Genomic DNA, 15545 nt, shown 5'->3' on the forward strand with positions numbered 1-15545 from the left:
CTGCTCAATTATTATGTACCTTCAAAACCACATACAAGAAATCTTTCCATCTTCCAGCCTTTTTGAACCTTCCTTGGTTATGCCCTCGACCGATTAGTAACAGTCAGCTCCATGTGTTGCCACACTTCCACCTCTGCCCTATCTACCTCGTCGTCTTCAAGGGGTCTTACTACTTATCGTAGGGATATCTCATCTTGAGGGGGGCTTCACGCTTAGATGCCTTCAGCGTTTATCCCTTCCCGGCTTGGCTACTCTGCCATGGCCTTGGTAAGCCAACAGATACACCAGCGGCCAGTCCATCCCGGTCCTCTCGTACTAAGGACAGCTCCTCTCAAATATCCTACGCCCACGCCGGATAGGGACCGAACTGTCTCACGACGTTCTGAACCCAGCTCGCGTACCGCTTTAATGGGCGAACAGCCCAACCCTTGGGACCTACTTCAGCCCCAGGATGCGATGAGCCGACATCGAGGTGCCAAACCACTCCGTCGATGTGAACTCTTGGGAGTGATAAGCCTGTTATCCCCAGGGTAGCTTTTATCCGTTGAGCGATGGCAATCCCACTTTATACCACCGGATCACTAAGTCCTACTTTCGTACCTGCTCCACCCGTCGGTGTCGCAGTCAAGCTCCCTTCTGCCTTTGCACTCTTCGAATGGTTTCCGACCATTCTGAGGGAACCTTTGAGCGCCTCCGATACCCTTTCGGAGGCGACCGCCCCAGTCAAACTCCCCACCTGACATTGTCCCCCAGCCGGATCACGGCTGCAGGTTAGAAACCCAGCACTGCAAGGGTGGTATCCCAACAGCGGCTCCAAAAAGACTGGCGTCTTCTCTTCCTAGCCTCCCACCTATCCTGTACATGCAATACCGAATCCCAGTATCAAGCTGGAGTAAAGCTCCATGGGGTCTTTCCGTCCTGGCGCAGGTAACCAGCATCTTCACTGGTATTTCAATTTCACCGGGTGCATTGTCGAGACAGTGCCCAAATCATTACGCCTTTCGTGCGGGTCGGAACTTACCCGACAAGGAATTTCGCTACCTTAGGACCGTTATAGTTACGGCCGCCGTTTACTGGGGCTTAAGTTCAAAGCTTCGCTTGCGCTAACCTCTCCCCTTAACCTTCCAGCACCGGGCAGGCGTCAGCCCATATACCTCACCTTTCGGTTTCGCATAGACCTGTGTTTTTGCTAAACAGTTGCTTGGGCCAATTCTCTGCGGCCTGGTCTCCCAGGCACTCCTTCTCCCGAAGTTACGGAGTCATTTTGCCGAGTTCCTTAACAATGCTTCTCCCGTCGGCCTTAGGATTCTCTCCTCATCTACCTGTGTCGGTTTACGGTACGGGTACGATATGAACAATAGCGGCTTTTCTTGGCAGCCAGCTCACACATTTCCCTACTCTTAGTTCGGTATGCATCACGTCTTCAGATTGGCAGGCGGATTTGCCTACCTGCCTCCTACCTCGCTTGCCCCGGTCTCTCCATTCCCGGTAGTGCTCTCTTTCTGCGTCCCCACAGTTCTGTCATATCGTAGTACAGGAATCTCAACCTGTTGTCCATCGGCTACGCCTCTCGGCCTCGCCTTAGGTCCCGACTTACCCAGAGCAGATCAGCTTTACTCTGGAAACCTTGGATATTCGGCCGGAAGGATTCTCACCTTCCTCTCGCTACTCATTCCGGCATTCTCTCTTCCATACAGTCCACAGCTCCTTCCGGTACTGCTTCTTCCCGTATGCAATGCTCCTCTACCAATTGATCAGATCAATTCCCGAGCTTCGGTGGTGTGTTTCAGCCCCGGACATTTTCGGCGCAGGACCTCTCGACCAGTGAGCTATTACGCACTCTTTTAATGTATGGCTGCTTCTAAGCCAACATCCTGGTTGTCTTTGAAATCCCACATCCTTTTCCACTTAACACACACTTTGGGACCTTAGCTGCAGGTCTGGGCTCTTTCCCTTTCGACTGTCCAACTTATCTCGTACAGTCTGACTCCCACACACCATCTACACGGCATTCGGAGTTTGATATTCTTCGGTAAGCTTTGACGCCCCCTAGGAAATTCAGTGCTCTACCTCCGTAAGACTTGTGTGAGGCTAGCCCTAAAGCTATTTCGAGGAGAACCAGCTATCTCCGGGTTCGATTGGAATTTCTCCCCTATCCACACCTCATCCCCACCCTTTTCAACGGATGTGGGTTCGGTCCTCCATTGCCTTTTACGGCAACTTCAACCTGGACATGGATAGATCACCCGGTTTCGGGTCTACTCCGACTGACTCATCGCCCTATTAAGACTTGGTTTCCCTTCGGCTCCATCCCTTAAGGACTTAACCTCGCCAGCCAGCGTAACTCGCCGGACCGTTCTACAAAAAGTACGCGGTCGGACCTATATAGTCCTTCCACAGCTTGTAAACACAGGGTTTCAGGTTCTCTTTCACTCCCCTCCCGGGGTCCTTTTCACCTTTCCTTCACAGTACTATGCGCTATCGGTCACTAAGGAGTATTTAGCCTTACGGGGTGGTCCCCGCTCCTTCCTACAAGGTTCCACGTGTCTCGTAGTACTCTGGATCCCGCCTTGTCAACTTATCTTTCGCTTACGGGGCTTTCACCCTCTCTGGCTGGCTTTCCCAAAACCATTCTGCTAGACTTGTTGAATCAATTGTGCGGTCCGAACCCCAGCATGCACGCACGCTGGTTTGGGCTCTTTCCATTTCGCTCGCCGCTACTTTGGAAATCGATGTTTCTTTCTCTTCCTCCGGCTACTTAGATGTTTCAGTTCACCGGGTTCCCCACGCATGGCTATGGATTCACCATACGCTGACGGAGCTTTTCTCCGCCGGGTTTCCCCATTCAGATATCTCCGGATCATTGGATATTTGCTCCTCCCCGAAGCTTTTCGCAGCTTATCACGTCTTTCATCGGCTCTTAGTGCCAAGGCATCCACCCTGTGCTCTTTTCTGCATAACCAACTTGCCAAATAGTTTCGAAAGCATCCTGACGGGACTGATCTTTCGGGAAAGCTTGCTTTCTAAAGAAAGATCCTGTTTCGGCAGTGATATTTGCAAAGCAAATGTCACCGAGAGAATTTTAATTCTCGAGGGGCTTTCAATACTACGGCTCACATGTATAGCGTTACATGTGTTGGTTCTTTCGGCCAATTTTTTTACTTTGTTTTCTTCAAAGTGTTGTAATCATCACAACAGTTTCCTGTTCATAACAATTACCTCGGATGTCTTGTTAAGATATTTCATCTTATCTATTTCTCGTATGCGGTTTTCAAGGTACATATCTGACTGATGTTTTATCAGTCATTAGAAACCTGAACTTCTTTTCAGCTCTCTAATCACTGGTAAAACCAGTTATCATAACAGCACTGCCCTGCTGATCGGGTTGGCGGCGATAAGTTGTTGCTCATCCTTGCCTGTATCTATGATAAATTTTCTTTTCGGCAGCGGTTCTGCCTTCTTTTCTTTTTTAATCTGGCGGCCACCTACTCTCCCACACCGTCTCCAGTGCAGTACCATCGGCCGCCCGGGTCTTAACCATCGTGTTCGGGATGGGTACGGGTGTTTCCCCCAGGCGCATCGCCACCAGAATTAAGTCATCAGCTTTTGACAGCTTGATCACTCAACAATAGACAACAACTCCCTACTTCTTTTCCCTAGAAAGGAGGTGATCCAGCCGCACCTTCCGATACGGCTACCTTGTTACGACTTCACCCCAGTTACTGGTCCCGCCTTCGGCAGCTCCCTCCTAAAAGGTTGGGTCACTGACTTCGGGCGTTACCAACTCCCATGGTGTGACGGGCGGTGTGTACAAGACCCGGGAACGTATTCACCGCGACATTCTGATTCGCGATTACTAGCGATTCCAGCTTCATGTAGTCGAGTTGCAGACTACAATCCGAACTGAGACGTTATTTTTGAGATTTGCTCCGCTTCACAGCCTCGCCTCTCTTTGTTTACGCCATTGTAGCACGTGTGTAGCCCTGGCCATAAGGGGCATGATGATTTGACGTCATCCCCACCTTCCTCCAGGTTGTCCCTGGCAGTCCCTCCAGAGTCCCCAACTTTACTTGCTGGCTACTGAAGGTAAGGGTTGCGCTCGTTGCGGGACTTAACCCAACATCTCACGACACGAGCTGACGACAACCATGCACCACCTGTCTCGATTGCCCCGAAGGGAAGGTGACATTACTCACCGGTCACTCGGATGTCAAGGCCAGGTAAGGTTCTTCGCGTTGCTTCGAATTAAACCACATGCTCCACCGCTTGTGCGGGTCCCCGTCAATTCCTTTGAGTTTCATTCTTGCGAACGTACTCCCCAGGTGGACTACTTATTGCGTTAGCTGCGGCACCGATAAGCTTTGCTTACCGACACCTAGTAGTCATCGTTTACGGCGTGGACTACCAGGGTATCTAATCCTGTTTGCTCCCCACGCTTTCGAGCCTCAACGTCAGTTACCGTCCAGCAAGCCGCCTTCGCCACTGGTGTTCCTCCTAATATCTACGCATTTCACCGCTACACTAGGAATTCCACTTGCCTCTCCGGTACTCCAGCTCCACAGTTTCCAAAGCAATCCCGGGGTTGAGCCCCGGGTTTTCACTCCAGACTTGCAATGCCGTCTACGCTCCCTTTACACCCAGTAAATCCGGATAACGCTTGCCCCCTACGTATTACCGCGGCTGCTGGCACGTAGTTAGCCGGGGCTTCTTAGTCAGGTACCGTCATTTTCTTCCCTGCTGATAGAAGTTTACATACCGAAATACTTCATCCTTCACGCGGCGTCGCTGCATCAGGGTTTCCCCCATTGTGCAATATTCCCCACTGCTGCCTCCCGTAGGAGTTTGGGCCGTGTCTCAGTCCCAATGTGGCCGGTCACCCTCTCAGGTCGGCTACTGATCGTCGGCTTGGTGCGCCGTTACCGCACCAACTACCTAATCAGACGCGGGCCCATCTCACACCACCGGAGTTTTTACCTCAAAACCATGCGGTTTCGTGGTCTTATGCGGTATTAGCAGTCATTTCTAACTGTTATCCCCCTGTGTGAGGCAGGTTGCCCACGCGTTACTCACCCGTCCGCCGCTCAGTCACAAACCTCGTCATTCCGAAGAAATCCAAAGTAGGTGCTTCGCTCGACTTGCATGTGTTAAGCACGCCGCCAGCGTTCATCCTGAGCCAGGATCAAACTCTCGTTAAAAAAGTTCTCTCTCGGTCAGGAAAACTACTAGCTTTCCTATCCCGTTATTTACTGTTGGCACCAGGCTTCTATCTCTCGATTTCTGCCTGATTTCCGTTCTGAATATTTCTCTTAGAAATTTTCAGGGTCGTTGTCTATTGTTCAGTTATCAAGGTGCTTTCTGCTTGTTTCGCTCATCAGCGACAACTTCTATAGTTTATCATGTCGCTTGATGTTTGTCAACAACTTTTTTCATTTTTTCTTTTTCCGTATTCTCCCGAATCAGAAAGAAGAAGAGATGAGATGAAGTTGTTTTGCGCCGTCTCACGCGACAGCTTTGATATAATATCACTTCTATTTTTCAAAGTCAACCTTTTTTTCTATTTTTCTTTTACTTTTTTATTTTTCGCAAAATCCGCCTTCTACAAACGCGGAATAACAGCTAAAGATGTTATCACAAATAGAACCAGTAAATGCGCCGGATAAAAGATATAGAAAAAATATTTCATATTTATTCCACGTTTTCCGTTATAAAGAAAAATCGGTATCAATGAACACGCGCTTGTCAAAAAATAAGGGTCCAGAATACCTTTCGGGGAAAATTCCAATCCGCAGATAAACATGATACAAATTGCAGCTATGCATTTTATCACTTTCCTGTCATGGAGTATATAAAATACTACCACCAGCAAAATCCCATAGTATCCTCCATCCAACATACATCCGCGAGCCAATAAAGCACCGTCGGATGTACAAATTACGATCACCCAAATGTTATTGCGGGACTTTTCTATTACCGCTAATACGATCAGTCCCAACAACAATGTAAAAAGAACATTCTGTGCCTCGCTGCTTATCAGCTTTCCACGGAAACCCAGATCATAAACAGGTTCGGAAACGATTGCAAACGCCCCAAGGTTCAACATATATCTTTTTATATTGTGAGTATGTAAAAATCCCTCTGCCAGCAAAAAGCAAAATATGGGAAAAGCGATTCTCCCTATAATATGGCATATATTTACCGCACTTAATAAAATCGCAAACTCTTTGTCCGTAAAAACAGAATAGGGAGCGTTTAGCACAATCCCATTTTTCAAGATAATCTGTCCGATGTGATCGATCAGCATGGATAGAACTGCTACTATCTTTAATGTACTTCCTGCAAAATATTGTTTCATTATTCAAATAACTGACGGCATCTTGTTTTTAATATTAATTTTTCACTTCTATGCAGTATTCAAGACTTACCACGTCTTCCTCATATCCGTCAGCATCGATTTGAATGATATAAGATCCTTTTTCAAAATATAACGTCTGCTCATCCTCCAGGGACTGTCCGTCAAGCTGATACCAATTTTGTTTGTTGCTGTCAGTAATTAAAACATGCAATTCTCCGTCATCGATCTGGGCATCTAATTCCAGATCCAAGTGCCCGCTTTTCGGTACAGTAAAGTATGCGTTGGCGACATTTATCGTAGGGTCACTGACTTGATAAGTCTTAGAATCTGACATTGTAAAATTTACATCATCTTTTCTAAACTCAGATCGCATTTTCAAATATCCTGCCACGAGCAATATCATAAAACTTCCTATTACTACAACCAGGAGGGTTACTAAAATTTCAAACCTCCATTTTCTCTTTGTATAGTTCTCTGTACCTGCAGTTTTTTTCTGTTTTAGCAGCTCATCCACCGAGATCTCAAAATAATCGCTGATTTTTACAAGCATTTCCAAATCGGGATAACTTTTTTCGTTTTCCCAATTGGAAACAGTTTGTCTTGAAACCTTTAGCACATTGGCAAATTCATCCTGACTTAATCCTTTTTGTTTACGCAGACGACTAATCTGTTCTCCTATATTCACCTCAAACCCGTCCTCCTTCCACACCATATTTTCCCATATCAGGCAAGAACAATCTATCAAGCGCCTTTTACATTCCGACAAAATCAGTTATAAAAGCTGCAAAACGCCTTTTACACGGCCGCCATCTCTACAACAGCTGAATCGCCTCGCTGACACTTCTTACCCCGATCACCCGGATCCCTTCTATATTTTTCACTGCATTTTCAGATACCGATGGGATCACACATGTCTTAAATCCCAGCTTCTTTGCCTCTGACACTCTCTGCTCCGGCATACTCACTGCGCGGACTTCGCCGCTTAATCCCACTTCGCCGAAGACGATCATATCCTCCGGCACCGGGCGGTTTTTATAACTTGAGAAAATCGCCATGACAATACCCAGATCCACTGCCGGTTCATTCATCCGGATCCCTCCGGCAATATTGACATAGGCATCATAGTTGGAAAGCGGAAGTCCCATGCGCTTTTCCAGTACCGCCATAAGGAGATTCACTCTGTTGTAGTCTGTCCCTGCTGCCGTTCTTCTCGGGAAACCGAAATTGCTGGCACAGACCAGAGCCTGTATTTCCATCAAAATAGGCCTTGTCCCTTCCATAGAACATGCCACCACAGATCCCGAAGCATTTTCCGGCTTTCCACTCAGCATAAATTCCGACGGGTTCGCTACTTCTTCCAGCCCTGTCTGACGCATTTCAAACACACCGATCTCATTGGTGGAGCCAAAACGGTTTTTCACTCCTCGCAAGATCCGATAGGAGGCATGCCGATCCCCCTCAAAATACAGCACTGTATCTACCATATGCTCCAATACCCTGGGGCCGGCCACTGTTCCTTCTTTTGTCACGTGACCTACTATAAAAATAGAAATCCCCAGTCCCTTGGCAAGCTGCATAAACGTATTCGTTGCCTCTCTTACCTGGGAAACACTTCCCGGAGCAGAGCCTATCTCTTCGCTGTACATTGTCTGTATAGAATCAATGATCGCAAGATGGGGCTTCTGCCTCTCAATGGTCTGCCGGATCGTTTCCAGATTCGTCTCACACAGAAGAAGCAGATCTTCTGAAAATTTCCCCATGCGGTCAGCTCTAAGTTTTATCTGCTTCAGCGACTCTTCCCCGGAAATATAAAGTACGCTTTCTTTTTTTCCGGACAGTTTTTGGCATACCTGAAGGAGAAGGGTTGATTTACCGATTCCCGGATCTCCTCCTACCAACACGAGAGAACCGGGGACAATTCCCCCTCCCAGCACACGATCCAGTTCCTGTATGTCTGTCTTTATCCTCTCTTCACCGTCGGTTCTCACACTGGAAAGAGTGACCACTTCCCCTTCCCTTACACTTTTCCCTGCTGCCGCGCCTTTTACCGGCGTGATCTTTTCCTCTACAAATGTATTCCACTCCCGACATGCCGGACACTGTCCCAGCCATTTGCTCTCTTCATGTCCGCAGTTCTGGCAGAAAAAAATTGTCTTTTTCGCTTTTGCCACAATATTTCTCCCTTCTTACTAAGAAAATATATCCCTATCTCGTACCAGCCCTAGCCTTTTCCATAATAAATAAGCATGCTCAACTGGGCTGTCTTTTTCCCCGGATTATGGTATCTGTGCTCTGTATCGGAACGAAAATGAATGGAATCGCCTTCTTTAAGCTCATATTCATTTCCTCCAGCCGTAATCTTCACATTCCCTTGAAATACTGTAATGTATTCTTCTGTCCCCAGAATATGCGGCTGAGCATCCAAACATCCGCCCGGCTCAATCACGATCCGGTACATTTCAAAGAGTTTCTTCTCATCAAAAGGAAAAATCGGATAATTAATATATCGTCCGTCTCCCTCGGTAACCGGCTGCACAGATTCACTGCGGATAACTGTGGCGTCCTCTAAAGCTGCCTCTGTCAATGCTGTAAATGACACCTTAAATCCATTTGCAATCTTCCACAAAACCGTAATGGTCGGATTGGCATCTCCCCGCTCAATCTGTGACAGCATGCTCCTGGATACTCCCGTAGCTGCTGCCGCCGCATCCAGTGTCAGATGCTTGCTTTCTCGTATTCTTTTTATGTTTTTTGCCGTTGTTTTTGAAATATCCAATTTCATCCTCCGTTTCTCATCATTGATAAAGGCAGACTGCTGCATTTTGTTCTAATATATAAGATTTATTTCCAATATACTGTTGACTCCGATCCAAAACTATCTTATACTTTTTTAACAAGATAGTGTATTTTTAGTACATTATATCGCACGGGCTCAAAAAGTCAACAGGAGGAAATACTCATGGAACTGAAAATTGCAAAAGCAGATCATCTGCAGCGGATCATGGAACTGATCAATGATGCAAAGGCTTATCTGAAATCCTGTGGTGTAGACCAGTGGCAGAATGGCTATCCGGATCAGCATTCCATAGAAAATGATATCCGGAAGGGAACCGGATACCTTTGTATTGCCGATGAAAAAATCGTCGGATATGTGTGTATTGATTTTGAAGGCGAACCGGCTTACGAAACTCTCTGCGGAAAATGGCTTAGCACACAGCCCTATGTTGTTGTCCACCGTCTGGCATTGGATCGGCACAGCAGAGGGAAGGGCCTGGCTTCCCAGGTTTTCGCTCTCGCCGAGGCGCTTGCACAAAAAAGGAATATCCACAGTTTCAAAGTGGACACAGACAACGATAACGAAATCATGAAACATCTGATAGAGAAAAACGGATTCCAATACTGCGGTACGATCTGTTTTGACAACAGCGAAAAAATAGCCTATGAAAAACTGATCTGATCCGCCTCTTCCCGTTCATCAGACGCAACAAAAGGCCGCAGTGCAAAACTGCAGCCTTTCGCTCTCTTTATGATTGATCTCTATTTTTTCTCGATTTTTACTTCTACCGTTTTCCCTTCATCCATCTCTGCGCTGACACTTAATTTTCCGCTAAGATTGGTCTTCATGTCGCCCATATTCACTCCGTCCATATATACGACATATTCACTGTCTGCTTCCAGCTCAAGGGTAAACTGTACATCTTTTGGCGCAGAAACTTTAAATGATACGGTTCCGTCCTCTGCCTTAAAGTTCTCCACCGCTGTCCCCGGAACGGATTCATACACAAACATACCATTTTTTTCCAATTTGGTAATTTCAGCGAAGGTCTTTACCTTATAGAGATTGCCCTGAAACTCAAAATCCTCCAGTTTTGTCTTGGATGCAAGAGTGTAATCTCCAAAACTTAATGTTCCATCGCTTTCCGTTCTTAACAGCTCTTTTACTACTGCCATCTCAAATGTCCTCCTAATGGTTCTTCTTTTGTATCTCACATTATATCTCAAAAAATTTTCAATTTGTAGTCTTTAAAATAAATTTTATTTCTTTTTTAGAGATACCGGCTTCCACAACATCGCCGCTTTTTATCTCCCCGTCCAACAGGGCCTCTGCCAGCTTATCTTCCAGCATATTCTGGACTGCCCGGCGAAGCGGCCGTGCTCCGTATTTCTGATCCGTTCCGGTCTCAACGATGTGCTTCTTCACAGATTCTCTGACATGAAGCGTAATACCAAGCTGGGACTTGGCTCTGTCGCACACCTCTTTGCACATCATTCCCACGATCTTTTTCATTTCGTTGGATGTCAGCGCATGGAAGACAATGATCTCATCAATACGATTTAAAAATTCCGGACGGAAGATGAGCTTGATCTCATTCATAACATTGGACTTCATCCTCTTATAATCTCCGGATGCGTCCTCCTTCGTGACAAATCCAAGACGTTTGGGATCTATGATCGCCTGGGCTCCGGCATTGGAAGTCATAATGATCACTGTATTCCGAAAATCTACCTTGCGCCCCTGGGAATCTGTAATATGTCCGTCATCCAGCACCTGCAGAAGGATGTTGAACACATCCGGGTGCGCCTTTTCGATCTCATCAAAGAGCACGACCGAATAGGGATGCCTGCGCACCTGCTCGCTTAACTGTCCGCCGTCATCATGTCCCACATATCCCGGAGGAGAACCGATCATTTTTGACACACTGTGTTTTTCCATATACTCGGACATATCTACACGTATCATAGACTCTTCATTTCCAAACAGTGCCTCTGCCAGCGCTTTGGAAAGTTCTGTTTTCCCGACTCCGGTTGGTCCAAGGAACAGGAAGGAACCAATGGGACGTCCCGGATCTTTCAGCCCTACCCGGCCTCTTCTTACAGCCTTAGCAACCGCAGTGACTGCTTCTTCCTGCCCTACAACTCTTTTGTGAAGAGTCTGTTCCAGCTTTTTCAGTCTGGCGCTTTCTGACTCCGCCAGTTTCTGCACCGGGATCCTGGTCCACTGGGATACTACATCTGCAATGTCCTCTTCCTTTACTGTAATCTGTTTCTGACTGTTCCTTCTCTGCAGACGTTTTTTCTGCTGCTCCAGTTTCTTTCGCAGTTCTTCCTGCTCATGATGGAGCAAAGATGCGCCCTTCATATCGCCGTTTCGTATCGCATCCTCTTTCTCTGTTCCCAGATTTTCAATCAGCCTTTCCATTTTTTCCACATTTTCCGGCACTTTAAAGCCTCTAAGCCGCACTTTGGAGCAAGCCTCGTCCAGTACGTCAATGGCTTTATCCGGAAGGAATCTGTCGCTGATATATCTGCTGGACAGTTTAACTGCTGACTCCAAAGCTCCCTGCTCGATCGCAACCTTGTGGTGCTGTTCATATTTTTCCCGAAGTCCTTCCAGAATTTTCAGACACTCTTCCTCGCTTGGCTCTTCCACCATAACCGGCTGAAAACGCCGCTCCAGGGCAGCATCCTTCTCAATATATTTCCGATACTCCGCCAGAGTTGTAGCTCCAATGAGCTGCAGCTCTCCTCTGGCAAGAGAAGGTTTCAATATATTGGAAGCATCCATCGCACCTTCCGCGCCGCCTGCTCCGATAATCGTGTGCACCTCATCGAGAAATAAGATCACATTTCCCGATGCCTTCACTTCCTGGATCAGCCGTTTCATCCGCTCTTCAAATTCTCCGCGATATTTTGATCCGGCGATCATTCCGGCAAGATCTACTGTGACGATCCTCCTGCCCTTCATGGTATCCGGCACTGTTCCTTTCGCCACACGGTCTGAAAGTCCTTCCAGCACGGCTGTCTTTCCAACTCCCGGTTCCCCCACCAGACAGGGATTGTTTTTCGTCCGACGGCTCAAGATCTGCATGAGTCTTTCAATCTCTTTTTCTCTGCCGATGACAGGATCCAGTTTTCCTTCCAAAGCCTGCATTGTCAGATCTGTTCCATACTGCTCCAACACAGAATTTTTCCTTTTGCCTTCATCCTGCATTTCTTCCATATATTCCTTGGGATCCACTCCCACTGTCAGAAAGACGTCCTGGCAGATCTTCTGAATATTAATATTCAGCGTCAGAAGAATCCTTGCCGCAACACAATCCACATCTTTCAGCAATGCCAGCAGCATATGCTCTGTCCCTGTTTTCTCTGACCGAAGAGACGCTGCCTCTGCTTCCGCCTCCTCCAGAATATACTCCAGTCTCGGACTGATTTCCGGATCCTTACAGATAGTGCTTCCCTCTCCGGGAGAGACAAGTTCATTCATGATCTTTAGAATATTTTCCTCGCTGACTCCATTCATAGCCAGAACCTGTCCCGCCACACCTGTATACACCTTCTTCAGTCCCACCAGAAGATGCTCTGTTCCAATATATGGATGCTTCAGCTCTTTTGCAGCTGATTTTGCAATTTTTAATACTTCTTTTGCCTGTTCCGTATAATTCATGTTGTCTTTTCTTCCGGTATGCGCCCAGGCATACTCAGATTTTGCTCCTTTCCTTTTTCTGCGTCCGCCGGAAGCGTTCTAAGAGTACTCTTCAAAAATTTCATCTACCAGTGCGTGAACTTCTTCTCTGGAAATATTCTTACAGCATCCCCTCGCCAGTATAATGCGAAGTTGCTGACGCATTTCCTCCACCGCCTCGATCTTGTCGATGTCCAGCGCGATCACAGCTCCTTTTCTCCGATCCAGCTGGATAAAACCCTCCTGCCTTAGAAGACTGTAGGCCTTATTTACAGTATGCATATTTATTCCCACCGCCTGCGCCAGCTGACGAACAGAGGGCAGCGCATCGCCTTCCCGGATTTCAGAAGTCGCAATCCCCATGATGATCTGGTTGCGCACCTGCATATAAATCGCTTCATCACTGTTGAAATCAATCTTTATCAACATAGTATCACCATTTCCTTTTCAGGTTTTCTTTTGTTATATATAACTTAGCACACATACCGCAGACTCTGCAAGAAAAAGAAATGCTATCTGATGACAATATTTCCCTGTTTCCTCGGGGCTGTCCTTTTATAAGACACTGCCGGATATCCGATCAGCATACAGCAGGCAACGGTCCGGCTGCCGATTCCCAGCCATTCCCGGAGCGTCTTGCTTGCGTCTATGACCGCTCTTGTGTATCCGCTGTACAGCACGCCGGCCCCTTCGGCTACAGCCATGTTCTCAATGTTCGCTGCCGCAAGACCTGCATCCAGCACATTTTTAGCCGTGATCACAAGAAAGGCAGGCGTATTAAAGAAAAAGCTGTCCTCTTTAGGATTCTCCTGATGTTTTCTATAGAAAGAACGGAACACCCTCGCATAGAGCGGAGCTTCCTCCTCCAGGACATCCAGGATTCCCGGCAGCTCTTTCCAGAAAAGTTCTTTAAATTCGGCAAGCTCTTTCTGGATCAGTGTAAACCTGCAGCCCTGTTCATTCTTGGCCGTGGCTGTATACCGTCCAGCGCTTAGTATACGCTCCAGTTTTTCCTGCTCTACCGGAGCGCCGCGGAACTGCCGGATACTTCTTCTGAATTTCACTGCGTGGAGATAGGTTCCGGGATCCAGAACAAAACTGTCTTTATCAAACTCTTCTACCTCTGCCATATCATAATCCGGAATGGACACCGCATTCACCGGACAGATGGCCACACAGTGCCCGCACTGGATACATTTACGGATATATTCCGCCTTCTTGTCCTTCAGCTCCAGAGCTTTTCCCGGGCAATCCTTTACACATGCTCCACAACCGATACATTTTTCTTTGTTTATCTCTATCATATTTACAACCGCCTTTCTCTCCCGATATATTCCATCACAGATAAGATACACTCAAATTCATGTCTATCATACTTGCTTCCCGGCTTTTTTGCAAGAGCGGGCGTCCTGCCTTAACCCCGGACATGCATACATAACATATTTTTCTTAATATCAGAAAAAGGCTGCCACCCGGAGGAGATTCTTCGGGATAGCAGCCTTTTTTACAGGCAAACTACTTTATCATAGGACTCATGGCACTATTTGCAGATTTCTCTGACATCTACATATTCATAGCAGTCAAAGCTGTCTGCTACGTTCTTGCATGTCAGTTTTCCATCATAGGTATTGATTGCAGAGTAAATTACCTCATTGTCTGCACATGCTTTCTCCAGACCTTTGTTTGCAATCTGAAGACCATAATTTAAAGTAGCGTTTGTCAGTGCGATGGTTGATGTTCTCGGAACAGCACCTGGCATATTTCCTACACAGTAATGAACAACTCCGTCCTCAACAAAGATCGGGTCATCATGATAGGTTACTTTTGTTGTCTCGCCGCATCCGCCCTGGTCTACAGCAACGTCTACAAATACAGCGCCCGGTTTCATCTCTTTGAGATATTTCTTCTTAAAGATCTTCGGAGCAGCTTTTCCAGGAATCAGTACGCTTCCGATTACCAGGTCAGCTTCTTTTACTGCCTTTTCAATATTTGCATCATTGGATACCAGTGTCTGGATACGTGCTCCAAACAGATCATCCAGATAAGCCAGTCTTGGAAGACTGATATCAAGAATTGTTACGTTAGCTCCCATTCCGACAGCAATCTTACATGCATTTGTTCCTACATTACCTCCTCCGAGGATAACGATGTTTGCTTTTGGAGTTCCCGGTACACCTGCAAGAAGAACGCCTTCTCCGCCAAATGTCTGCTCCAGATATTTAGCACCTTCCTGGATACTTAAACGTCCGGCAATCTGGCTCATAGGAGCAAGAAGCGGAAGTCCGCCCTGTTTTGGATCAAACAATGTTTCATAAGCAACGCCCTTTACTTTTCCGTTCAAAAGAGCATCTGTCTGCGGCTTGTCAGCTGCCAGGTGAAGATATGTATAAAGGATCAGCCCTTCATGGAATAAGGGATATTCTTCCGGAAGCGGCTCTTTTACTTTGATCATCATTTCAACAGTATCCCATACATCTTTTGCAGCGTCGATCATTTTTGCGCCTGCTGCTTCATATTCATCATCTTTGAACCCTGAGCCTACACCAGCACCTTTTTCAATATAAACTTCATGTCCTGCTGCTACATAGCTCTTTACGTTGTCCGGTGTCATACCTACACGAAATTCATTGTTTTTGATTTCCTTTACGCATCCTACTTTCACTTTCAAACCCTCCTAAATCGTTATAAATAGTGCTTGTTTTTCCAAATCCGCCTGCACCGGATCCGGAT

Annotated in this window: 10 protein-coding genes and 3 rRNA genes; 1 reads left to right on the forward strand and 12 read right to left on the reverse strand. The window is 46.8% G+C overall.

The features are described 5' to 3' along the window. Positions 1 to 73 precede the first annotated feature (73 nt). From R2J37_RS12980 to R2J37_RS13010, 7 genes are all read right to left on the reverse strand, one after another. A 23S ribosomal RNA gene (locus R2J37_RS12980) occupies positions 74 to 2962 on the reverse strand. 510 nt (positions 2963 to 3472) lie between these two features. Then, positions 3473 to 3590 (reverse strand): 5S ribosomal RNA (gene rrf, locus R2J37_RS12985). A gap of 70 nt (positions 3591 to 3660) precedes the next feature. Beyond that, positions 3661 to 5195 (reverse strand): 16S ribosomal RNA (locus tag R2J37_RS12990). Together the 16S, 23S and 5S rRNA genes form the textbook arrangement of a ribosomal RNA operon. Positions 5196 to 5596: 401 nt before the next feature. Beyond that, a complete protein-coding gene (locus R2J37_RS12995; RefSeq protein ID WP_316265451.1) occupies positions 5597 to 6352 on the reverse strand; it encodes a TraX family protein in 756 nt (251 codons plus the stop codon). Between the two features lie 34 nt (positions 6353 to 6386). After that, the gene (locus tag R2J37_RS13000) at positions 6387 to 7037 is read right to left on the reverse strand and encodes a helix-turn-helix domain-containing protein (RefSeq protein ID WP_316265453.1); all 651 of its coding nucleotides are present in this window, start codon (positions 7035 to 7037) and stop codon (positions 6387 to 6389) included. Positions 7038 to 7164: 127 nt separating this feature from the next. Then, entirely contained in the window at positions 7165 to 8523 is a 1359-nt protein-coding gene (gene radA / locus R2J37_RS13005) for a DNA repair protein RadA (protein ID WP_230105288.1), read from the reverse strand. Between the two features lie 50 nt (positions 8524 to 8573). Beyond that, the gene (locus tag R2J37_RS13010) at positions 8574 to 9134 is read right to left on the reverse strand and encodes a helix-turn-helix domain-containing protein (protein ID WP_230105287.1); all 561 of its coding nucleotides are present in this window, start codon (positions 9132 to 9134) and stop codon (positions 8574 to 8576) included. 177 nt (positions 9135 to 9311) lie between these two features. On the opposite strand from R2J37_RS13010, the gene R2J37_RS13015 reads away from it, so the two are divergent. Beyond that, positions 9312 to 9809 carry a GNAT family N-acetyltransferase gene (locus R2J37_RS13015; RefSeq protein ID WP_316265456.1) on the forward strand — a complete coding sequence of 166 codons (498 nt, stop codon included), beginning with the start codon at positions 9312 to 9314 and terminating at the stop codon, positions 9807 to 9809. An 80-nt stretch (positions 9810 to 9889) separates the two neighbouring features. Here the strand turns inward: R2J37_RS13015 and R2J37_RS13020 are convergent, their stop codons facing one another. From R2J37_RS13020 to ald, 5 genes are all read right to left on the reverse strand, one after another. Then, a complete protein-coding gene (locus R2J37_RS13020) occupies positions 9890 to 10303 on the reverse strand; it encodes an endosialidase (RefSeq protein ID WP_230105285.1) in 414 nt (137 codons plus the stop codon). Between the two features lie 58 nt (positions 10304 to 10361). After that, positions 10362 to 12797: an ATP-dependent Clp protease ATP-binding subunit gene (locus R2J37_RS13025; protein ID WP_256195644.1), complete on the reverse strand. Its 2436-nt coding sequence runs from the start codon at positions 12795 to 12797 to the stop codon at positions 10362 to 10364. Positions 12798 to 12875: 78 nt separating this feature from the next. Then, positions 12876 to 13244, reverse strand: a complete 369-nt coding sequence (locus R2J37_RS13030; protein WP_230105283.1) for a GntR family transcriptional regulator — start codon at positions 13242 to 13244, stop codon at positions 12876 to 12878. Positions 13245 to 13327: 83 nt separating this feature from the next. After that, positions 13328 to 14119, reverse strand: a complete 792-nt coding sequence (locus R2J37_RS13035; protein ID WP_316265459.1) for a nitroreductase family protein — start codon at positions 14117 to 14119, stop codon at positions 13328 to 13330. Positions 14120 to 14355: 236 nt separating this feature from the next. Further along, a complete protein-coding gene (ald, locus tag R2J37_RS13040; protein WP_256195647.1) occupies positions 14356 to 15477 on the reverse strand; it encodes an alanine dehydrogenase in 1122 nt (373 codons plus the stop codon). Positions 15478 to 15545 lie beyond the last annotated feature (68 nt).

Source organism: Claveliimonas bilis (genome assembly GCF_030296775.1).
GTDB lineage: Bacteria > Bacillota > Clostridia > Lachnospirales > Lachnospiraceae > Claveliimonas > Claveliimonas bilis.